This is a genomic window from Thermoactinomyces sp. FSL K6-2592 (assembly GCF_038006465.1).
GTDB classification, from domain to species: Bacteria; Bacillota; Bacilli; order Thermoactinomycetales; family Thermoactinomycetaceae; genus Thermoactinomyces; species Thermoactinomyces vulgaris.
The window spans coordinates 1,175,262-1,196,756 of record NZ_JBBOVH010000001.1; the positions used below are offsets into that span (position 1 = coordinate 1,175,262).

19 protein-coding genes are annotated in these 21,495 nt (G+C 49.7%); 18 read left to right on the plus strand and 1 reads right to left on the minus strand.

Annotated elements, in window-relative coordinates:
- Positions 1-99 precede the first annotated feature (99 nt).
- Positions 100-1,497, plus strand: a complete 1,398-nt coding sequence (locus NYE37_RS06275) for an amino acid permease (protein WP_082240642.1) — start codon at positions 100-102, stop codon at positions 1,495-1,497.
- A 50-nt stretch (positions 1,498-1,547) separates the two neighbouring features.
- Here the strand turns inward: NYE37_RS06275 and NYE37_RS06280 are convergent, their stop codons facing one another.
- Positions 1,548-3,188, minus strand: a complete 1,641-nt coding sequence (locus NYE37_RS06280) for a putative polysaccharide biosynthesis protein (protein WP_037994909.1) — start codon at positions 3,186-3,188, stop codon at positions 1,548-1,550.
- 186 nt (positions 3,189-3,374) lie between these two features.
- Between NYE37_RS06280 and NYE37_RS06285 the strand changes: the two genes are divergently transcribed.
- The 17 genes from NYE37_RS06285 (at position 3,375) to rpe (ending at position 21,480) form a co-directional block, all read left to right on the plus strand.
- Complete coding sequence (locus tag NYE37_RS06285) at positions 3,375-4,268, plus strand: YicC/YloC family endoribonuclease (RefSeq protein ID WP_037994906.1); 894 nt, start codon at positions 3,375-3,377, stop codon at positions 4,266-4,268.
- Between the two features lie 114 nt (positions 4,269-4,382).
- Positions 4,383-4,649 carry an extracellular matrix/biofilm regulator RemA gene (gene remA, locus NYE37_RS06290; RefSeq protein ID WP_037994904.1) on the plus strand — a complete coding sequence of 89 codons (267 nt, stop codon included), beginning with the start codon at positions 4,383-4,385 and terminating at the stop codon, positions 4,647-4,649.
- Between the two features lie 13 nt (positions 4,650-4,662).
- Positions 4,663-5,271, plus strand: coding sequence for a guanylate kinase (gmk, locus tag NYE37_RS06295; protein WP_037994901.1), 609 nt, complete (start codon positions 4,663-4,665; stop codon positions 5,269-5,271).
- Between the two features lie 18 nt (positions 5,272-5,289).
- Positions 5,290-5,484, plus strand: coding sequence for a DNA-directed RNA polymerase subunit omega (gene rpoZ / locus NYE37_RS06300; protein WP_037994899.1), 195 nt, complete (start codon positions 5,290-5,292; stop codon positions 5,482-5,484).
- A 208-nt stretch (positions 5,485-5,692) separates the two neighbouring features.
- The gene (coaBC, locus tag NYE37_RS06305) at positions 5,693-6,898 is read left to right on the plus strand and encodes a bifunctional phosphopantothenoylcysteine decarboxylase/phosphopantothenate--cysteine ligase CoaBC (RefSeq protein ID WP_037995121.1); all 1,206 of its coding nucleotides are present in this window, start codon (positions 5,693-5,695) and stop codon (positions 6,896-6,898) included.
- Positions 6,888-9,338: a primosomal protein N' gene (gene priA / locus NYE37_RS06310; RefSeq protein ID WP_037994898.1), complete on the plus strand. Its 2,451-nt coding sequence runs from the start codon at positions 6,888-6,890 to the stop codon at positions 9,336-9,338. The genes coaBC and priA overlap by 11 nt, the downstream gene beginning before the upstream one ends.
- Before the next feature lie 26 nt (positions 9,339-9,364).
- Positions 9,365-9,835 (plus strand): peptide deformylase, encoded by a 471-nt coding sequence (gene def / locus NYE37_RS06315; RefSeq protein ID WP_037995118.1) that lies wholly within the window; start codon positions 9,365-9,367, stop codon positions 9,833-9,835.
- Between the two features lie 20 nt (positions 9,836-9,855).
- Positions 9,856-10,779 carry a methionyl-tRNA formyltransferase gene (fmt, locus tag NYE37_RS06320; RefSeq protein ID WP_037995116.1) on the plus strand — a complete coding sequence of 308 codons (924 nt, stop codon included), beginning with the start codon at positions 9,856-9,858 and terminating at the stop codon, positions 10,777-10,779.
- Entirely contained in the window at positions 10,772-12,139 is a 1,368-nt protein-coding gene (rsmB, locus tag NYE37_RS06325; protein WP_198052667.1) for a 16S rRNA (cytosine(967)-C(5))-methyltransferase RsmB, read from the plus strand. Before fmt ends, rsmB begins: the two co-directional genes overlap by 8 nt.
- A gap of 129 nt (positions 12,140-12,268) precedes the next feature.
- Positions 12,269-13,849 carry a spore germination protein gene (locus tag NYE37_RS06330; RefSeq protein ID WP_049720274.1) on the plus strand — a complete coding sequence of 527 codons (1,581 nt, stop codon included), beginning with the start codon at positions 12,269-12,271 and terminating at the stop codon, positions 13,847-13,849.
- Positions 13,839-14,984, plus strand: coding sequence for a GerAB/ArcD/ProY family transporter (locus NYE37_RS06335; RefSeq protein ID WP_037994891.1), 1,146 nt, complete (start codon positions 13,839-13,841; stop codon positions 14,982-14,984). Before NYE37_RS06330 ends, NYE37_RS06335 begins: the two co-directional genes overlap by 11 nt.
- Complete coding sequence (locus NYE37_RS06340) at positions 14,974-16,128, plus strand: Ger(x)C family spore germination protein (RefSeq protein ID WP_037994889.1); 1,155 nt, start codon at positions 14,974-14,976, stop codon at positions 16,126-16,128. The genes NYE37_RS06335 and NYE37_RS06340 overlap by 11 nt, the downstream gene beginning before the upstream one ends.
- A 161-nt stretch (positions 16,129-16,289) precedes the next feature.
- Positions 16,290-17,330 (plus strand): 23S rRNA (adenine(2503)-C(2))-methyltransferase RlmN, encoded by a 1,041-nt coding sequence (gene rlmN / locus NYE37_RS06345; protein WP_037994886.1) that lies wholly within the window; start codon positions 16,290-16,292, stop codon positions 17,328-17,330.
- 117 nt (positions 17,331-17,447) lie between these two features.
- Positions 17,448-18,200 (plus strand): Stp1/IreP family PP2C-type Ser/Thr phosphatase, encoded by a 753-nt coding sequence (locus NYE37_RS06350; protein WP_037995113.1) that lies wholly within the window; start codon positions 17,448-17,450, stop codon positions 18,198-18,200.
- A gap of 33 nt (positions 18,201-18,233) precedes the next feature.
- Positions 18,234-19,901, plus strand: coding sequence for a Stk1 family PASTA domain-containing Ser/Thr kinase (pknB, locus tag NYE37_RS06355; protein WP_082240658.1), 1,668 nt, complete (start codon positions 18,234-18,236; stop codon positions 19,899-19,901).
- A 26-nt stretch (positions 19,902-19,927) separates the two neighbouring features.
- Positions 19,928-20,821 carry a ribosome small subunit-dependent GTPase A gene (gene rsgA / locus NYE37_RS06360; protein ID WP_037994884.1) on the plus strand — a complete coding sequence of 298 codons (894 nt, stop codon included), beginning with the start codon at positions 19,928-19,930 and terminating at the stop codon, positions 20,819-20,821.
- On the plus strand, positions 20,821-21,480 hold the full coding sequence (gene rpe, locus NYE37_RS06365; RefSeq protein WP_037994881.1) for a ribulose-phosphate 3-epimerase: 660 nt from the start codon (positions 20,821-20,823) through the stop codon (positions 21,478-21,480). The genes rsgA and rpe overlap by 1 nt, the downstream gene beginning before the upstream one ends.
- Positions 21,481-21,495 lie beyond the last annotated feature (15 nt).

Below are 21,495 nucleotides of genomic sequence, written 5' to 3' on the forward strand. Positions count from 1 at the left end.
TTTTGTGATGGTTGACCGATTTCGGGACAAAATGAAAAAAGCTGTGACGATTAGTTGATTTGATTGAAATGGACGCCCTATATACAGGAGGAGAGACAGGTGAATTTATTCCGGAAAAAAGACATTTCCAATGCACTTGCGGAGTCGCAAAAAGGAGGAAAATTAAAGCGGGACTTAGGCGCCTTTGATTTAACCATGCTCGGAATCGGGGCGGTCATCGGCACAGGCATCTTCGTGCTGACGGGAGCCGGTGCACTCAAAGCGGGTCCGGCCCTTGCCGTTTCCTTTGTCATTGCCGCCATCGCTTGTGCGTTTTCGGCACTGGCTTATGCTGAATTCGCATCGATGGCTCCGGTTTCAGGATCCGCTTATACGTACAGTTATGCAACCTTGGGAGAAATTATCGCATGGATTATCGGTTGGGATTTGGTGTTGGAATACATGTTCGCAGTCAGTTCGGTTTCGGTGGGTTGGTCGGGTTATTTCCAATCCTTGCTGGGTGGTTTTGGTATTCATTTTCCGGATGCACTGACCGCGGCACCCGGAGCGGTGGAAGGAGTCACCACCTATTTTAATTTGCCTGCATTTTTGATTGTCATGATCATTACGTTTTTGCTCTCGCGCGGAATCACGGAGTCGAAAAAGGCCAATAATATCATGGTGATCATTAAAGTGGCTGTGGTTCTGCTCTTTATCATCGTGGGGGCATTTTATGTGAAGCCGTCCAACTGGGAGCCGTTTGCCCCGTTTGGATTTGAGGGGATTTTTTCCGCAGCCGCTCTTGTATTCTTTGCTTTTATCGGGTTTGATGCGGTTGCTGCAGCTGCAGAAGAAACACGGAATCCCAAACGGGATTTGCCGATCGGTTTGTTGACCTCGCTCGGGATTTGCGCGTTGCTGTATGTGATTGTAACACTGGTGATGACGGGGATTGTTCCGTATCAGGAGTTTGCCAAAGACCTTTCTCACCCGATTTCGCTGGCCTTGCAGAAAGCGCAGCAAGATTGGTTTGCCGGTGTAATCGATCTGGGGGCAATCATGGGGATGACCACCGTGATTTTGGTAATGCTTTACGGGCAAACCCGGATTTTCTTCTCCATGTCCCGGGACGGTTTGTTGCCAAAGGCGTTTTCCTGGGTTCATCCCAAATATAAAACACCGTACACCAGCACATGGATTATCGGAACCATTGCGGCTTTTGTCGGAGCGCTTCTGCCTTTGGAGAAATTGGCGGAACTTGTGAACATCGGAACGCTCTTTGCGTTTACGGTTGTTTCGCTCGGCGTGATTATCCTGCGTTATACCCAGCCTGATTTGCCGCGTCCGTTCCGTTGCCCGGGAGTTCCGGTGATTCCGGCAATCGCCATTTTTGCCTGTTTGTTCTTGATTTCCAATCTGGCTGTCTTTACCTGGATTGCCTTTGCAGTCTGGTTTTTGGTCGGACTTATCATTTACTTCACGTATTCCCGGAGGCATTCTTTGTTAAATCAACAATAAGACAAAATAAAAAAGGCATCTTCAGTTTGCGAAGATGCCTTTTTATTTTTTTATGCAGTGATCCCCGGTTTTTCCGGTCTCAACAGCCCGGTTTTTTTCAGGAAGGACAAAATCAGATGGCCCTTGGGGAGTAGGCGGATTTCATTTTCGCCGATGGTTCGCGTCATCAACAAGAAAATGCCGTAGATGAGAACGGCCAAAATCCCCAAAACAACGCTCAGCAAGGCGTTCGATATACGCGAAATGTGCAAGGGATCAAACCATCCGGTTGTCAATGTATACAAGCCGATTAAAAAGATCCCCATCAATCCGCTGCACAGGGCCGGTTTGACAAACTGACGCGTGACATCGACATGGATGCCGGTTTTTTTGACCACCATCCAAGTGTTTAAAAAGCAGACGATGATATATGCCAAAACCATGGAGACGGCAGAACCGGTAATGCCAAACCACGGCACGAAGACGAAATTTCCGGCCATTTTGCAAACCGCTCCGATCATCAAATGGCGAACCGGCAATTTATTGTAGCCCATTCCCTGAAGGATGCCGGAACTGGTGACCGCCAGGGTGCTGAAAATGGCGGAGAAAGCCAGAACGGACAAGGTCAGGGTTCCGCTGTCGTTTTGATACATCATGATATTTAACGGCCGGGCCAAAATGACGAGGCTGATGACGGACGGCAAGCTGACGATCAAGGTCATCAACCAGGCTTGTTTGACTTTGTGCTCGACCGCTTTCATCTCCTGTTTGGCAATATGGGCGGAGATGGTGGGAATCAGCGCCAAAGTCAACGAAGAGGAAAAGGTCGAAATCACATTGACAAAAGGTTCCCCGCGTCCGTAAATCCCGAACAGCGTGTTGGACATGCTTTCCGAATATCCCATATTCATCAATAACCGCGGGACGGTGAAGGAATCAATCAAGCCGATCAACGGCAGGACCAGGGAACCAAGTGAGATCGGCAAAGCATAAAGGACGATTTGCTTGGCCAGCCGGCCCAAGGGCTCTTTTGGTTTGGAGTCTTGCTCCGTGGTGACGGGTTCTTTTTTGAGTTTCTTTACGTCCCGGAAGTTATACCAAAGCACGACGGCCAGCCCGCCCAGCGCCCCGGCAAAAGCTCCGGAAGTGGCTCCGGCGGCGACCAGTTCTTGCGAAAATTGTGCTTCAACCATCCAGTATGTAAGACCGATCACCACACCCACGCGAACGATTTGTTCCACAACTTGCGAAATGCCGGTTGGCATCATTTGTTGATGTCCTTGGAAATATCCACGGTAAACCGCCATCACTGGAACAATCAAAATGGCCAGGGCCAAAACTTTCAAGGAAGACTCGGTCGGCGGGTTGTCAAGCAACACATGGGATATGAATTTTGCTCCGAAAAATAAAATGCAAAAGGCGACCAATCCGGTCAGGCTCAAAATGATGGAAGCCGCTTTTAATACCCGCCGGGCCCCCAAACGATCCCCTTGGGCCAGCCGTTCCGCAACAAATTTGGAAACGGTGATCGGGATTCCGGCGGAGGCGATCATGAGCAAGATCGTGTAAAATGGGAAAGATATGCGATAAAGACCAACGGTTTCGTCCCCGGCAATATTTTGAAACGGGGCCCAGAACAAAGCACCGAGAATTTTGGTGAATAACGTTGCAATGCTTAATATAACGGTTCCTTTGACGAGTTTATTTGCCATTTTCCTTCTTCCTTTAATTTTAAAATTTATATGGATTTATTCTATCAGGAATCCGTCCGGAAGCATACAATCGATTGGGCGAGAATCGTAAAATAAAATGAAATTCTGCGTCCATCCTCCGTTTGATTTCACCAGAGCAAGTTCATTATCATTAAGATGAACAATGAGATGGAGAGGGCTGGATAGATGGGTACGATAACAAATGCAGTCAGTATGACAGGATATGGACGCGGCGAAATCGAAAGGGACGGAGTCCGGATTGTCACCGAGATTCGCACGATGAACCATCGTTTCCTCGATATGGTGATCCGCATGCCAAACAGGTGGATGGTACTGGAAGATTTGATCCGGAAAAAAGTCCAGCAAGTGATCCGCAGAGGCAGAGCGGACATTTTTGTCACCATCGAAGGGATGAAGCCCCCCGAACGAAAAGCGGAAGTGGATTGGAACCTGTTGGAGAGTTTTATTTCTGCCGGCAAAACTTTAAATGAAAAATGGGGGATTGCTCCCGGATTAACCATGGCGGATTTGATCAACAAGCCGGAGCTGTGGCTGATTGAGGAAGTGAAGCCTTCGGTGGAGGAGTATGAAGAGTCCGTTTTGGCTTCGGTGGAGACGGCTTTAACGTCTTTGAAAAAAATGCGAAGACAAGAAGGCATCCATTTGAGCCGGGATCTGATGAAGAGAGTGGACTGCCTGGATGAGTATGTGGAGGAAATGGAAGAGCTCGCTCCCGAGGTGAGCCGGCATGTCGGAAACAAATTGCGGAAGCGGCTGGAGGAATGGCTGGGTCATTCTGACATTGATCCCGACCGGATCTTGACGGAAGCGGCGATCTGGGCGGAAAAAGCGGATATCACCGAAGAGTTGATCCGGTTGAAAAGCCATATGGACCAATTTCGAAAAACGTTGGAAAAAGAAGAACCAATCGGGCGGAAACTGGACTTTTTGATCCAGGAAATGAACCGGGAAGTCAACACCGTCGGCTCCAAAGCCAACTTAAAGGCGATCAGCAAGTATGTCATTGAATGCAAAAGTGAACTGGAAAAAATGAAAGAACAGGTGCAAAATATTGAGTAATACATTGATTATTAAGGGGAAACGGTCTAAAATAGCGTAGTAGGTAATCAATGGTTTAAGAAATTCAGGCTCTTTCCCAACGAATATTGAACATGGGTGAGGAGGCACTTTGATTTGGGTATTAAATTAATCAACATTGGATTTGGAAATATTGTATCTGCCAACCGTATTGTATCGATTGTCAGTCCGGATTCGGCTCCCATCAAACGGATCATTCAGGAAGCGAGGGAACGCGGTGTCCTGATTGATGCTACATATGGACGCCGGACCCGGGCGGTCATCATCACGGACAGCGACCATGTCATTTTATCCGCGGTTCAGCCGGAAACGGTGGCTCACCGTTTGGCGAACAAAGAGCAACATGAAGAAATTGTGGAGTAGGAAGGGCTTTGAGATGAAAGCAAATTATGTCAATGAAGGGCTTTTGGTTGTGATTTCCGGACCTTCCGGTGTCGGGAAAGGAACGGTTTGCAAAGCATTGCGTGAAATGATGCCCGAACTGACGTATTCGATTTCCGCAACCACCCGTTCCCCCCGTGAAGGAGAAGTGGATGGAGTCAACTATTTTTTCAAGTCCGTCCAAGAGTTTGAAAAAATGATTGAAGAAGATGAACTGATTGAATGGGCTCAATATGTGGGAAACTATTACGGCACGCCCCGGCACTTCGTCGAGGAGACACTGGCAAAAGGCCGGGATGTCGTTTTGGAAATTGAAGTGCAAGGTGCCATGCAGGTGAAGGAAAAATATCCGCAAGGCATTTTCATCTTTTTGGTTCCCCCTTCGTTTGAAGAGTTGCGTCAACGGATCATCCATCGGGGAACCGAAAGCGAATCGGTGTTGAACCTCCGGCTTGAAGCGGCAAGCGATGAATTGAAACAAATCGATCAATACGATTATGTCGTCATCAACGATGAAGTGGACAAAGCTTGCGAACGGATCCGCGCCATTGTGATGGCGGAACATTGCCGGACGGATCGGTTGAAAATCAGTGAAGACGCGTAGTGGATGGAGGGTTTGATCATGTTATATCCATCGATCGATTTATTGATGCAAAAAGCGGACAGCAAATATTCATTGGTGGTGTTGGCGGCCAAACGGGCCCGGAGCCTGTTGGAAGGTGAAAGCACGCAATTGGAGCCCAAATCCCAAAAATATGTGGGAATGGCGTTGGAAGAGATTGCAGCTGATATTCTCGTCCCGACATCACGCGAATGAAAAATAACAACCTGTACAGGTTGTTATTTTTCTATGTGGCACTCATCCTTCATTTCACCATTCATTCCCAGCGGTTGTTTGGATTGGAACAGGCGAAGGGATGTGGTGGCAGAGGGCGAAAGAGCGTATTGATCCGGTGCACCGTGTCACACGGTGCACGGCGTTTGTGGTCCCGATTGCGGACGGATCGAAGAGAGGAGGAAACATCATCGTGAAGGGAAAACGAATTGGATTGGGCATCACCGGAGGCATTGCAGCTTACAAAGCGGCGACCGTGGCAAGTCAGTTGACCCAGCGCGGAGCGGATGTCCGTGTCATCATGACCGGGTCAGCGACGAAGTTTATCACTCCTCTCACTCTGCAGGTGTTATCGCGGAACCATGTAACGGTGGACACGTTTGACGAGCACCGGCCGGAAGTGGTAAATCATATTGACTTGGCGGATCATGCCGATTTGTTCGTGATTGCTCCGGCCACGGCAAACATCATTGCCAAAATGGCTCACGGCTTGGCCGATGACATGTTGTCCACCACGTTACTTGCGACCCGGGCGCCCGTTGTTTTGGCGCCGGCAATGAATGTCAATATGTATGAAAACCAGGCAGTGCAAGAAAACATCGCGATTCTGAGAAAAAGGGGCATTTTGTTCATTGAGCCGGGCGAAGGACAACTGGCTTGCGGTTACGTCGGCAAAGGGCGCATGGCGGAACCGGAGCAGATTGTCAAATGGGTGGAGCACTTTTTCTCCAATCGCCGGCTTTTGGCGGGAAAAAAGGTTTTGATCACGGCCGGCCCCACGTTGGAACCCATTGATCCGGTCCGCTATATCTCCAACCATTCTTCGGGAAAAATGGGATTTGCCTTGGCGGAAGCGGCCCGTGAGGCAGGAGCGGAAGTGATTTTGATCACCGGCCCGGTCTCCTTGAAAACGCCTCTCGGGGTCCGGCGGGTGGATGTCCGGCGAACGGGCGAAATGAAAGAAGCCGTCCGGAAACATTTGCCGGAGGTGGATGTGATTTTCAAGGCGGCCGCCGTTTCGGATTACCGTCCCAAAGAATTTATGGAACAAAAAATGAAAAAAACCAAAGACGAGATGACGTTAAACCTGGTCAAAACGGAAGACATCGCCAAATGGGTCGGAGCGCACAAAAAGCCGCATCAATTATTTGTGGGCTTTGCCGCCGAAACCGAAAATCTGGAAGCTTATGCAAGTGACAAATTAAAACGAAAAGGGATGGATTACATTGTGGCCAATAATGTAACCATGCCCGGAGCCGGATTTGGCAGCGACACCAATATTGTCACGGTGTATGACCGGCACGGAAAAGTTTTTTCCCTGCCCCGGATGAGTAAATTGGAGGTGGCACGGAAGTTGATGACCTTGGTTGGGGACTGGTTTGCAAATGATTGCTGAAGTGATCGTGGATGTGCCGGCTCAGGCCGCAGACCGCCCGTTTGATTATTTGATTCCAAAAGAGCTGGAACCGGATATCCGTGTGGGCAGCCGGGTCCATGTTCCTTTCGGGAACCGCAAGCTGATCGGATATGTTGTGAAAATCAAAGAGAAGGCGGAAACCAAGCGGGTGAAACCGGTTATCGAAGTGATGGATTTCATCCCGCCTCTTACGCCTGAACTGGTTGAGCTGGCCGCCATGATGGCGGAAGAATATATGTGCCACACGATTACCGCTCTGCAATCCATGGTGCCGGCGGTTTTGAAAGGAAAGTACCAAAAAGTGGTTCGTTATGCGGATAATCAGACGGACGAGATCGCAGACGATCTGTCTCTGATTGATTGCGAACCTTTTTTGACCCGGTTGAAAGAGAAAGGCGAGTGTACCTGGGATGAGGCGTTATCGCTTGGCATGAGTGCCTCCCGGTTGCGAAAACTTGCCGCCGTCGGACGGATCATTCTGGAAGAAAGAGTGGGAGACCGGGTGACCCGGAACAAGGTGACCTGGGTGTTTCCCAAAAGCCGGGAAACCCTGCTCCAAGCTTTGGAAGGATTGAGCAAAAGGGCAACGCGCCAGCGGGAAGTGCTCCGATATTTTTTGGCTCAAGAAAGCGAAATTCCGCTTCCCCGGTTGCTCAGTGAGCTTCAAGTATCCCGTTCGACGATCCAAAGCCTTGTCCAAAAAGGAATTTTGATGGAAGAGGAGCGGGAAGAATTCCGGGATCCTTATCGGCATCAACAATTTCAAAAAACCAAGCCGCTTCCTTTAACCGGCGAGCAGCAGAAGGCTTATGACGCCATGATGGAATCCATCCGTGAGAACAAGCCCCGTACCATCTTGTTGCAAGGGGTGACCGGAAGCGGAAAAACCGAAGTTTATCTTCAAGTGATTGCGGAAGTTTTGCGGCGGGGACGGGAAGCAATTGTGCTGGTTCCGGAGATCTCCCTCACCCCGCAGATGGTGGAACGGTTCAAAGGCCGCTTCGGTGATCAGGTGGCGGTTTTGCACAGCCGTCTGTCCGGCGGCGAACGGTATGATGAATGGCGAAAAATCCGCCGCGGGGAAGTGAAGGTGGCCATCGGTGCCCGGTCCGCCATTTTCGCACCGTTTCAACAGCTTGGATTGATCATTATTGATGAAGAACATGAGTCTTCCTATAAACAAGAGGAAAATCCCAAATATCACGCGCGGCATGTTGCACAGTGGCGGATTCAAAAACACGGGGCAACCTTGGTATTGGGTTCCGCCACGCCGTCGTTGGAGAGTTACAAGCAAGCTTGCGAAGGGCATTTTCACCGGGTGGAGTTAAAAGAACGGGTTCACGGACGCCCCTTTCCGGAGATGAAAGTGGTGGATATGCGAAAGGAGCTGGCCGACGGCAACCGGTCGATGTTCAGTGCATGTTTGCGGCAGGAACTGACCCGGTGCCTGGACCAAAATGAGCAGGCGGTGTTGTTTTTAAACCGGCGCGGCTTTTCCACTTTTGTCATGTGCCGGGAATGCGGCGAATCGGTGATGTGTCCCCATTGTGACATTTCGTTGACTTATCACCAGACGAACCGGACGGTGCGTTGCCATTATTGCGGATATGCGGAGCGTGTGCCGGAAGTTTGTCCGTCATGCGGCAGCAAATATATCCGCCATTTCGGTGTCGGAACGCAAAAAGTGGAGCAGGAATTGGTCCGCCATTTTCCCGGTATCCGCGTGATCCGGATGGATGTGGACACCACCAGTCGCAAAGGGGCGCACGAACAGCTCTTGAGCCAATTCGGGAGAAAGCAGGCGGATGTTTTGCTTGGAACCCAGATGATTGCCAAAGGGCTGGATTTTCCAGATGTTACATTGGTGGGGGTCATTGCGGCGGATTCGATGCTTCATTTGCCCGATTTCCGCTCGGCGGAACGCACATTTCAATTATTGACTCAGGTCAGCGGCCGGGCAGGACGGCATGAAAAGCCGGGAAAAGTGGTGATCCAAACCTATAGTGCCGATCACTACAGCATCCGGATGGCAGTCCGCCGCGAGACGGAACGTTTTTACCGGCAGGAAGCGGAAGTCCGCAAAAAACATTTTTATCCCCCTTATTGCGGATTGTTTTCTTTTTTGATCAGTCATCCGGACCGGGTGAAGGTGATGCGTGCGGGGCAAGAGCTGGCTTTTCACCTCGGAAAGGATTTTCCGTCCGATTGTGAGCTCTTGGGACCGGTACCGGCTCCCATTCCGCGGATCAAAGACCGTTACCGCATGCAAATGTTGATTAAATATCCGCCCGGCAGCCCGTCCGTTCAGTGGTTGAAACACCGGGTGAGAGAAATGCTTTATTCGATGGAGGATCCCCAATTGAAAATCAGTTTGGACCGGGATGGAATGGAATCGTTGATTCCGGCCACTGCTTTATAAAGAAAAGACAGGAAAGGAGCTTGATGATGGCAATTCGCAACATTGTTCAATACCCGGATCCGGTCTTGAAGAAAAAAGCCCGGCCGGTTCAAAAATTCAACGCACGGCTTCACAAACTGCTCGATGACATGGCAGAAACCATGTATGATGCAAAAGGTGTCGGGTTGGCGGCTCCGCAAGTCGGGATATTAAAAAGAGTGATTGTCGTCGATGTCGGGGAAGGGTTGATGGAAATCGTGAATCCCGAAATCGTTGAGAAGAAAGGGGAACAACTTGCTCCGCCGGAAGGGTGCTTGAGCATTCCCAATCTGTTGGGGGAAGTGCGGCGGGCACAATGGGTGAAAGTCACCGGGCAGGACCGGGACGGAAATCCGGTTGAAATCGAGGCGGAAGGTTATTTGGCCCGGGCATTGCAACACGAAGTGGATCATTTAAACGGTGTATTGTTTATTGATATTGCTGACCGCGTATTCCGTCCGGAGGAGGAATTGGATTGAGCAAAGCCAGAGTGTTATTTATGGGCACGCCGGATTTTGCTGTGCCCTCTTTGCGTTTGTTGCTGGAAGAGAAGGATCAGGTGGAAGTGATCGGGGTGGTGACCCAGCCGGACCGCCCCAAAGGCAGAAAAAAAGTGTTAACGCCGCCCCCGGTCAAGGTGGAAGCCATAAAACATGATCTGCCGGTGTTCCAGCCGCAAAAATTGAGATCAGAAGAAGCCATCCGTCAGGTTTTGGAACTTCAGCCGGACTTGATTGTGACCGCGGCATACGGACAAATTTTGCCGGAGCCGGTTTTAAATGCCCCCAAATACGGATGCATCAATGTTCATGCCTCGTTGTTGCCCAAATACCGGGGAGGGGCTCCGATCCACCATGCCATTATCAACGGGGAAAAGGAAACCGGGGTGACGATCATGTACATGGTCAAAGCGCTGGATGCCGGGGACATGCTCTTGCAACGGGCGATTCCGATCACCTCCGGGGATAATGTGGGGACCATGCATGATAAATTGGCAAATCTTGGCGCAGAATTATTAAAAGAAGTTCTTCCTTCCATTCTGGACGGCACGGTGCAGGCCGTTCCTCAAGATGATGAGCAGGCGACTTTTGCCCCCAATATCACCCGCGAAGATGAAAAAATCGACTGGGAACGAACTGCTCAGGAACTGGATTGTCAAATCCGCGGCTTGTGCCCGTGGCCGGTGGCCTATACATTGTGGAAGGGAAAACCGTTTAAAATTTGGAAGGCTTCGGTGGTGAATGAAGAAACCCAAGGCGAGCCCGGCACGGTAATCCGGCTTGATAACAATGGCATTGTGGTGGCCACCGGCAAAGGATTGCTGCGATTGACGGAGGTACAGCCTTCCGGAAAAAAACCCATGCCGGCCAGGCAATTTATCAACGGCCGGCAGATGAAGGCAGGAGATCGGTTCGGTGACTAAACAAAGGGAGGTCAATGCCCGGGAAACCGCTCTTTCCATTTTGGAGAAATGGGAAGAAAGACAAGCATACAGCAATTTGCTTTTGAATCAGGCGCTGCAAGCGTCCCCGTTGAATGAGAAGGACAAGCGCCTGGTGACTGAACTGGTTTATGGAACGATCCAACGGAAAAACACACTGGATTGGATTTTGAACCAGTTGGTGAAAAAAGGTGTCGGCTCTTTGGAACTCTGGGTCCGCCAATTGTTGCGGCTCGGGATTTATCAATTGCTTTATCTGGATAAGATTCCGGAGCGGGCGGCGATTTACGAAACGGTGCAAATCAGCAAAAAGAGGGGGCACCGGGGCATCAGCGGCCTGGTCAACGGGGTGTTGCGTTCTTTTTTAAGGAACCGGCACCGGTTGACACCGAAAAAGAATCCGCAAACCCTGGCGGAAAAAGCGGTTTCGTATTCCCATCCCGAGTGGATAATCGAACGGATGGAACAGGCATACGGGGAGGAAGAAACGAAAGCGGCATTGCTTTCCAATCACTATCCCCCCCGGGTGAGTGTCCGGGTGAACAGGCTGAAGATGGATCCGGATGTATTCATCAAAGAGTGGAATGCAACCGGAACCGGCCAGGCAGAGGCATCCGGAATCGCACCGGAAGGGGTCACGATTTCAGGCGGTGGAAACCCGGCGTTCACCCCGTGGTTCCGGGAAGGGTATTGCACCATTCAAGATGAAAGCTCGATGTTGGTGGCGCGAGTTTTGGCGCCGGCACCCGGAATGAAGGTGTTGGATGTCTGCGCGGCTCCCGGAGGGAAAACGACGCATTTGGCGGAATTGATGGGGAATCAGGGACACATTGTGGCCTGTGATGTCCATGACCACAAACTTTCCCTGATCCGGTCCAATGCTTCGCGACTTGGAATTGATATTATTTCCGTCCGGCAACTGGACGGGCGGAACCTGCCCGGACCCTTTCAACCGCATACGTTTGATGCCATTTTGCTCGATGCCCCCTGTTCCGGATTGGGAGTGATCCGTCGCAAACCGGATTTAAAATGGGGCAAAGAAGCGGAAAATATTGAGGCGTTGGCACAATTGCAAAAAGAGTTGCTGGATGCGGCCGCCCCGTTATTGAAACCGGGCGGGGTTCTCGTGTACAGCACCTGCACATGGGAATCGCGTGAAAATTGGGAGCAGGTAGAGTCCTTTTTAAAAAGGCATCCGGATTTTTCCGGTGACAACACCTGGAAGGAAAAATTGCCGGACCCGTTGAAAAACCGGGTCCATTCGGGGGACGGTTGGATTCAAATCCTGCCGCACGATTTTTTAAGTGATGGTTTTTTTATTTCACGGATGATCAAACATTGATAATATGTTCAGGGTGGAGTGCGCCCATGTGCCATGAATCAGCGGGAACAACATCCCGCTGATTTTTTATTTCAATCCACGATGCATGATTTCCCGGGCTTGGTGGGAAGTTATGGATGGTGATGCTTGATGAGAAGACCGAATCGTTTCTTAAAAAGGGAATGCAAAAAGAAACAGAAGTTGGAAGAACATAATGAGCAACAATTAAATAAAGCAGTAAAAGAGGAAACACCCGTCTATCCGGATTTGGACCAAAACTTGGAATTTATCAAAAATGTTCTGGGTGATTCTTCAGATTTGGTGATTCGCGAATTCACGATTGACCAACCCCGGAAGAAAGCGGCCGTGATCTTTTTTGATGAGTTAATCAATAAAGAGTTGATCCAAAATTTTTTAATCCGGCCACTGATCAAGCTGGAAAAAACCGGGGCAGAGTTGTCGGATCCGTGGAAAGCGGTTGTCAACGAAGTGGAGGCCGGAGAGACGGAAGAAGTCGATCAGATGAGAAAAGTCTTGGAAGGTGTGTTGGGAGGGGACACCGTTTTATTGGTGGATGGTTCCGAAAAAGGGTTGATTGTCGGCTCGAAAGGTTGGGCCACCCGGGGTGTCGATGAACCACGGGCGGAACAAGTGGTGCGAGGGCCCCGTGAAGGATTGAGTGAAACCCTGAATTTCAGTTTGTCCATGATCCGCCATCGTCTGCGGGATCCATCCTTGCGTGTGAAGTATATCCCGGTGGGAAAAAGGACAAAGACGACGGTTGCCGTCTTGTATATTGAAGAGATCAGCGAAAAATACATCGTGCAAGAAGTGGAAGAGCGGATCAAACGCATCAAAATCGACGGGATTTTGGAAGCTGGTTATATTGAAGAGATGATTCAGGATCAAATGTGGACGCCGTTTCCGCTGTTACAAAACACGGAAAGGCCGGACACGGTCGTCTCGCATTTGTTGGAAGGGAAAGTGGCCGTGCTGGTGGACGGAGCCCCCCAAGCGCTGATTGCCCCGGCGGTATTCAGCCAGTTTTACAACAGTCCGGAGGATTATTACGAACGTTATTTGATATCGACGTTCCTGAGGCTTATCCGTTTGCTCAGTTTGTTTATCGCATTATTGTTGCCGGCGCTTTACATTGCTTTCATTTCGTTTCATCCCGAAATGATCCCTTCCGACCTGATGCTTGCGATGGCTGCGGGGCGGGCCACCGTGCCGTTTTCGGCGATTGTGGAGGCATTGATCATGGAAATCAGTGTGGAAATTTTGCGGGAAGCAAGCATTCGCCTCCCGGGACCAATCGGGCCGACCATCGGGATTGTCGGGGCGCTGGTCATTGGAAACGCGGCGGTGACCGCCGGATTGGTTTCCCCCGCCTTTGTGATTGTGGTCGGTTTGACGACAATCAGTTCGTACGCCAATCCCAATTACAACGCAGCCATTTCGATCCGTCTGCTTCGCTTTCCGTTCATGATCGTCGCAGCGATGTTCGGGTTATTTGGCATCATGATCGGATTGATGCTTTTGCTTTTGCATCTGGTCCAGCTCCGGTCTTTTGGCGTTCCGTACATGTCTCCGTTTGCCCCCTTGAATTTGAGGGATCTCAGAGACTCCCTGATCCGCATCCCGTGGCCGTGGATGAAAAAACGACCGACCATCTATCAGCCACATAATAAAATCCGCTTGAAAGAGGGAGGGACCAAAGATGGATCGTAAAACCGCATCCAAACAAGTCATCACTTCCTATCAGGCTTTCACGCTTCTTTATTCAACCATTTTTGGAGCCGGTGTCTTGAGTTTGCCAAGGTCGGTCGGGGAATCGGCCGGAAACGATATGATTTGGGTGATCCTTTTGTCCGGGGTGGTCGTGGCGATCCTAGTGTATTTGATAACCAGACTTTGTCAGCGGTTTCCCGGAATGACACTGGTGCAGTTTGCCCCTTACATTTTGGGATCCCGAAAAAGAAAGTGGGTCGGATATGTCATCAGTTTTCCCTTTTTGTTGATGGTGGCACTTTTTTTTGTCATGGGGACGGCGTCAGTCGTGCGCATTTTTGGGGAAACCGTCGTGACGACCATGTTGCCGCGCACCCCCGTGGAAGCCGTGATGCTTATTTTTCTTTTGGCGGCGGCTATTGGTGCGGGAAGTGATCTCGGAGTGATTGCCAAATTGAACGAGTTTTTGTTCCCGATCACGTTGATCCCTTTTTTGTCCATGATATATGCCTTGTTTCAAAGCGGGGAAATCACCAACATTCTGCCACTCTTTCAACTGGATCCGATGGTCTTGCCGAAAGCGTTGATGGGAGGCGCTTTTGCTTTTGCCGGATTTCAAGTGGTGATGATTTTTTCCGGGTTTTATCAACAACCGGAGAAAATGAAAAAAGCAAATATGATTTCCATCCTCGCCATCACCATTTCGTATTGGTACTTGTGTGCCATTTCCTTAAGTGTTTTTGGAATTGACGAGGTGAATAATTTGATGTTCCCCGTCTTGGAAGTGGCCAAAGTGGTCAAGATGGAAGACATTTTATTTGAGCGGATCGAATCCGCCATTTTATCAATTTGGCTGGTTGCGGGTTATACATCGGTGGTCAATTTGTTTTCGGCTTTGGTTCAAATCATCATCGAGTATTTTCGCCTCTCCGAACGGTACCGCCGCTGGATTGCTTTTCTCGCCGTCCCGGTTTTTTTGTACTTGGCATTGATTCCGGAGAATACACAGGAAGTGGGGATTTATGCCGATCGGATCGGGCTTTATGATGCCGTCATTTCCGTCATCATTCCGGTGGTTTTGTTGTTGGTTGCCGTGATTCGCAAAAAGAAAGGAGAAGTTCGCGATGAAATTTAATCTTCTCCAAAGAAAAAGATGGGTGATCATTCTTTCAGTATTCTCACTGCTGTTGACCAGCGGATGTTGGGATGCGATCGAAATTGAAAAACGGGCCGTTGTGGTGGCATTGGCGGTGGATCAAAGCCCGTTGGGGCATAAAGTGTCAATCCAAATCCCGAACCCCCGCAAAACCGTCGGCGGCGGTGGCGGTGAAGACGATGGGGGTGGAGGCGGAGGAGCCGGAGCTGTCGAATTATTTTCGGAGGAAGGACGCACCCTCCAGGAAGCATTCATGCAAATCGAGAATGAAACCAATTTCCCTTTGTTTACGGGACACACTCAAATTTTGTTGATCGGTGAGGAGTTGGCGAAAAACGGGACCAGGGATTTGATTGAAGGATTGAGGCGAAATCAACAAATCCGGCGCCATTTGTGGCCGGTGATCATTCAAGGCGAGGCGAAGAATGCCTTGGACGTTCAGGTTCGTCTCGAAGAAATTCCCATTGATTATTTGCGGGAATCGATCGAAACCGGAATCAAAAATGGGCGTTTTCCGTCGATGGTTTTGGGGGAGTTTTTTGAGGAATTGTCCAATCCGGCCAAACGGGCACCGATCTTGAATGTTTTCCGCGTCTCCGATAACCGCTATGTTTGGAACGGAATCGGCATTTTTAAAGATGACCGCCTGCTCGGGGTTTTGAAACCGCCTTTGGTCAATGCATTGCTAAATGTCCGGGAACACAAACCCGGATGGCCGGTGATGATCGATTGCCCCCAACAACAGAAAGGGCAAATTGTGTTTTACCCCAAATCATCCTCCAGCAAAATTCACATTTCGGACAAGGAACCGGCGATCGATGTGAACGTGAGCGTGGAAGGAGAAATTACCGTCAAAGAGTGTACTTCGTATAAGCTGGATCAACCGCAAAAATACCAGATGCTCAGTAATATGGTTCAACATGAATATGATAAATCTGCGAAAAAGCTGATTGATCTGGCCCAAAAAGAGTACAATACAGATATCTTTGCCTTCGGCAAATTTGTGAATGCATACTACCCGAAACTGTATCACCGGTTGAACTGGGAAAAAGACTTTTCCAAAATACCGATCCGCATCCATTATGACGTGGACTTGCGAAGAGCCGGGTTGGAGTCGAAGTGACACAGGGGGGAGGAGAAGCCGCAATATCTGTCAGAAAGGACACAAAAATCTTCACGAGCTGTCCCTTTTCTTTCATTAGGACTATGATATAATAAGAAAAGTTTTGAACAGGCGTTCCCTGTTCAAGATGGATGGCTAGTTAGGAATTGGTGAGATCATTTATGAAACCTTTTGCATACGATTTGACTTATGAAATGTGGATGGAATGGATGAAAGAAAGGAATCAACCGGCATTCCGGGCCAAACAGGTGATGGATTGGCTTTATGTGAAACGCGTTGATTCATTCCGGGAGATGACGAATCTTCCCAAAACGTTGAGGGAAACCTTGGAGGAGCATTTTCATCTGGCACCGCTTCAAATCATCACCCGCCAGGTTTCCAAAGACGGTACGGTGAAATTCTTGTTTGGTTTGCATGACCAACATGCCATTGAGACCGTGGTCATGCGGCACAATTACGGAATCAGCGTTTGTGTGACAACCCAAGTGGGTTGCCGGTTGGGATGTACGTTTTGTGCATCCACACTGGGCGGATTGAAACGGAACCTTTCCAGTGGTGAAATTGTCGCGCAAGTGATGATGGCTCAAAAATATTTGGACCAAACGAATGAAAGAGTAAAATCGGTTGTTGTCATGGGTTCCGGTGAGCCTTTTGAAAACTACGATGCCACCATGCGTTTTGTTCGCACGATCAATGATTCGCATGGTTTAAATATCGGGCAAAGACATATTACCGTTTCCACCAGTGGAGTGGTGCCAAATATTTATCGGTTTGCCGATGAAAATTGGCAAGTGGGTTTGGCCATTTCTCTGCATGCGCCCAATCAGGAATTGCGCAAGAAATTGATGCCCATCAGCCGGAAGTACCCGCTCGCTGAACTTTTGGAAGCGTGTTGGTACTACATCAATGAGACCGGACGCCGACTCACTTTTGAATACGCCTTGATCGGCGGGAAAAACGACCAGGATGAACATGCCCACGAACTGGGGCAACTGCTTCAAGGGAAAAATTGTCTGGTCAATTTGATTCCGGTTAACTACGTTCCGGAACGCAATTACACCCGGACGCCGCGGGAACAAATTTTTGAGTTTAAACGGATTTTGGACTCATATCATATCAATACAACCATCCGCAGAGAACAAGGACATGACATTGATGCGGCATGCGGACAATTGCGGGCCAAACACAACCAGTCAAAATGAAGAATTTTTCGGGCGGCATGCAATCGATTCCCGAGGAAAACGCGAAGGTTGAGAAACGTCATTTCCTCTTTATTGCATTTCAACCAAGGGAAACTGAAAGGGAAAGGGGTAACCGGAATGGAGCTAGCTCGGCGCACAGACATCGGACGTGTGCGTGATCTGAACGAAGACAGCACAGGTCTGATTGTGACCAAATCCGGGGCTGTGATTGCCATTGTTGCGGATGGAATGGGCGGGCATCAAGCTGGAGACGTAGCCAGCAGCAAAACCGTGGAAACCATTGAACAGGTGGTCTCAGCCCAACCCTTGGATATATCTACGGATGAAAAAAGTGACTTACTTCTTCATGCAGTAGGAAAAGCGAACGAAACCGTATATAATATGGCAGCTGAGAATAACCAATATAAAGGGATGGGTACAACGGTGATCGCATCCATTGTGGACACCAAAGAAGTTGTCTTGGCCCATGTTGGGGACAGCCGGGCATATATGCTGCATAATGGCGGGCTCTATCAATTGACCGAAGATCATTCCTATGTCAATCTTTTGAAAAAACATGGGCAAATCACCGAAGAAGAAGCGGCGAATCATCCGCAACGCAATATGATCGTCCGGGCAGTCGGAACCAGTGAAGAAGTGGAAGTGGATTTGATCAATACACCGTGGAATCAGGGAGACACGTTGCTCCTTTGCTCAGACGGACTGACTACAATGGTTAGCGAGAGGGAAATCGGGCTTGTCTTATCTTCCAGAACCATGTCCTTGGATGAGAAAGCGGATCAGTTAATAAAAATGGCGTTGGACGCCGGCGGAACAGATAATATTTCCCTTATCTTACTAAGGCATACAGGAAGGTCAGCGACATCTTAATCGGGTGCAAGGAGGAACGAGGTGACCATGCAGATGGAAGGGAAGAAGCTGGGGGGACGTTATGAAATCGTCAGCCGCGTCGGCGGCGGAGGGATGGCCGTTGTATACAAAGCAAAAGATGTGCTTTTAAACAGATATGTCGCCATCAAGGTTCTGAGTGAATCCCTCAGTAATGATTCGGAATTTATACGTCGATTCAGCCGGGAAGCCCAGGCTGCTGCAAGTTTGTCTCACCCCAATATTGTCAATGTTTATGATGTGGGGCGCGATCACTTTACGCATTACATCGTGATGGAATTGGTGGAAGGTCCGACCTTGAAGCAGTACATTCAGGAGCGCGGTCCACTGCCCGTTCAGGAAGCGGCAACGATTGCCGTTCAGATTTGTGACGGATTGGCCCATGCCCATGAGAATCAGATTGTGCACCGGGACATCAAGCCCCACAATATTTTGCTCGGTCCCAACGGGCGCGCCAAAGTGACAGACTTCGGAATTGCCCGTGCCGCCAGCTCGTCCACGATCACCCAACAAGGATCGGTGATGGGGTCGGTTCATTACTTTTCACCGGAACAAGCCCGGGGCGGGGTGATTGGCGAAAAATCGGACTTATATTCGTTGGGAATCGTATTGTATGAAATGTTGACCGGAAGAATTCCGTTTGACGGGGATTCAGCCATCAGCATTGCATTGAAACATTTACAGGAAACACCTGAAGACCCCCGGAAATATAACTCGAATATTCCGGATAATGTTGCGGAAATCGTCATGCGGGCCTTGAGCAAAAATCCGGAAGACCGGTTCGAATCAGCCCGTGACATGATGAAAAGCATCCAGTATGCGGTCCAATTGACGCCTCATATGGAAGCCAATTGGGTGAATCACCAACGGAATCAAGGACAGGAAATGTTCCAGACGATTCCGTTGAATGAAGAATCGTCGAACAATGACGAACAATATGAGTCGCCGGTACAGCGTCCGGAGATTCGCTCCGGCAAAAAAGAACCGTCCCCGCAAAAGGGCCAAACGCAAGGGCTCGGGGAGCGCACGCTGACCAATCTGGAGCGGCTGAAGAATGTTTCCGGTGACAAAGAAAAAACGGTCCTGCAACGGACGGTTGTCTGGCTCGAAAATGTGCAAGCCAAGTTGCCCTGGTGGCAAAAGCTGTTATTTGGCCTCTTTACCATTGCAGTCATCGTCATGTTGAGCATCTGGGGCTTTACCACCGTTTGGGGACTGTTTACCGGGGATGGAAGTGATTCGGCCGGTAAACATCAGGAGCAATTGGTGGCCGATGATTTTGAAACATTGGATGAATTGAATGCTTTTATTAAAGAGCACGGTCTGCCAGAGGCTCAGGTTTCTTACGTATCCGGAGATTTAAATAAAATTGTGGAGCAAGAACCAAAAGCCGGAGATAAGATTGATTCTTCGACAGTGTTTAAGGTGAAAGTGGGCGCTGGCGATGTGACGGTTCCAAATTTTTTAGGTAAGTATGAATCGGCACTTCGTCAGTATAAAAATGCCAGTGATTTTAACTTTGAGCTTTGGAGATGCCCTGATTCCGGCGGGAAACCGGCTGATCATGCACAAGTGTATGATCAGGATCCCAAACCGGGCACGCCGATCGAAAAAGGGGCCACTGTGAAAGCATTCACTTATATCAAGACAATGCCTGAATGCAGAAAAATTGATTCTTGGTAAATGATGATGGAAAAAGGAGGTCTCCGATGCCCTTTGGACAAATCGTAAAAGCAATCAGCGGGTTTTACTACGTGCGCACGGATGAAGGGAAAGTGATTCAATGCCGGGCGCGTGGCGTTTTTAAATTTGAAAAGAAAAAGCTGACTCCGCTGGTTGGCGATTTGGTGGAAATCGAACAAACGGGGTTGGACGAAGGCGTGGTGACCTCCGTTCAACCCCGTTCTTCTGAATTAGTCCGTCCGCCGATCGCCAATGTGGATCAAGCGATTGTGGTGGGTTCCCTCAAACGTCCCCGTTTTCAGCCCATGCCGCTGGACCGTTTCCTGGTTCACGGGGAACGCGAAGGGTTGAAGATGGTTATTGTTTTGACTAAAAAAGACTTGGTGAAAAATGAACAAGAAATTGAAAAAATCCGGTCGGTATATGAACCGGCAGGTTATCCCGTTATTGAGACGAGCATCAAAACCGGAGAAGGAATTGATGAACTGAAACAACACCTCAAAGGAAAAGTCTCCGTTTTCGCCGGTCAATCCGGTGTCGGAAAGAGTTCTCTGTTAAATGAATTGCTGCCCGGGCAAAAGCTTGAAACCGGGAAGGTGAGTGACAAAATCGGGCGTGGGCGCCATACTACCCGGCAAGTGGAGCTGCTTTCTTTGCCGGAAGGAGGTCAAGTGGCGGATACGCCCGGTTTTAGCCAACTCCATTTCAAAGGCATGGAACCGGCTGAGCTGGGGGATTGTTTTCCCGAGATCCGCCAGCGCGCTCCGGAATGCCGGTTTCGAGGTTGCCTGCACATCAATGAACCGGATTGTGCGGTCAAAGAAGCGCTCCGTCAGGGACAGATGGACGAAAAGCGGTATCAGCACTATACACAGTTTTTGACAGAGATTAAAGAGGCATTGGAAAGGAGATATACCTGATGATTAAGATTGCCCCCTCGATATTGTCCGCGGACTTTGCCAATTTGAAAAAGGAGATTCAGGAAGTGGAAAAAGGCGGAGCCGACTGGATCCATGTGGATGTGATGGATGGGCATTTTGTGCCGAATATCACGATGGGGCCACTGGTTGTCGAAGCGATCCGCCCCCATACCGGTTTGCCCTTGGATGTCCATTTAATGATCGAAGAGCCGGACCGGTATATTGACGATTTTGTCAAAGCCGGGGCCGATTTGATCTCCGTTCATCAAGAGGCCTGCCGGCATTTGCACCGGACGGTTTCTTATGTGAAAGAACGGGGAGTGAAGGCCGGCGTGGTGATTAATCCGGCAACGCCCGTGCAAATGCTGGAACCGGTTTTGCCGGAGGTGGATCTGGTTTTATTGATGACGGTGAATCCGGGGTTCGGCGGACAACGGTTTATTCAAAATGTGTTGCCGAAAATCCGGGAGGTCCGGAAAATGTTGGACGAGCAGGGCCGGATGCATGTGGATATCGAAGTGGATGGCGGCATTCAGCCGGAAACGGCCCGCTTGGCGGTGGAGTACGGAGCCAATGTGTTGGTGGCAGGTTCGGCAATCTTCGGACAGAAGAAGCGGGCAGAGGCGATCAAAGCCATCCGGCAGGCGGCTGAAAAATAAACAAAAAGGTGGAGA

Coding starts and splice junctions, on each gene's coding strand:
- def (WP_037995118.1), top strand. CDS start 9,365: ATGGCAATTCGCAACATTGTTCAATACCCGGATCCGGTCTTGAAGAAA.
- NYE37_RS06340 (WP_037994889.1), top strand. CDS start 14,974: ATGAAATTTAATCTTCTCCAAAGAAAAAGATGGGTGATCATTCTTTCA.
- rpoZ (WP_037994899.1), top strand. CDS start 5,290: ATGTTATATCCATCGATCGATTTATTGATGCAAAAAGCGGACAGCAAA.
- NYE37_RS06350 (WP_037995113.1), top strand. CDS start 17,448: ATGGAGCTAGCTCGGCGCACAGACATCGGACGTGTGCGTGATCTGAAC.
- NYE37_RS06330 (WP_049720274.1), top strand. CDS start 12,269: ATGAGAAGACCGAATCGTTTCTTAAAAAGGGAATGCAAAAAGAAACAG.
- NYE37_RS06280 (WP_037994909.1), bottom strand. CDS start 3,188: ATGGCAAATAAACTCGTCAAAGGAACCGTTATATTAAGCATTGCAACG.
- NYE37_RS06285 (WP_037994906.1), top strand. CDS start 3,375: ATGGGTACGATAACAAATGCAGTCAGTATGACAGGATATGGACGCGGC.
- NYE37_RS06335 (WP_037994891.1), top strand. CDS start 13,839: ATGGATCGTAAAACCGCATCCAAACAAGTCATCACTTCCTATCAGGCT.
- priA (WP_037994898.1), top strand. CDS start 6,888: ATGATTGCTGAAGTGATCGTGGATGTGCCGGCTCAGGCCGCAGACCGC.
- rpe (WP_037994881.1), top strand. CDS start 20,821: ATGATTAAGATTGCCCCCTCGATATTGTCCGCGGACTTTGCCAATTTG.
- rlmN (WP_037994886.1), top strand. CDS start 16,290: ATGAAACCTTTTGCATACGATTTGACTTATGAAATGTGGATGGAATGG.
- gmk (WP_037994901.1), top strand. CDS start 4,663: ATGAAAGCAAATTATGTCAATGAAGGGCTTTTGGTTGTGATTTCCGGA.
- pknB (WP_082240658.1), top strand. CDS start 18,234: ATGGAAGGGAAGAAGCTGGGGGGACGTTATGAAATCGTCAGCCGCGTC.
- fmt (WP_037995116.1), top strand. CDS start 9,856: ATGGGCACGCCGGATTTTGCTGTGCCCTCTTTGCGTTTGTTGCTGGAA.
- rsgA (WP_037994884.1), top strand. CDS start 19,928: ATGCCCTTTGGACAAATCGTAAAAGCAATCAGCGGGTTTTACTACGTG.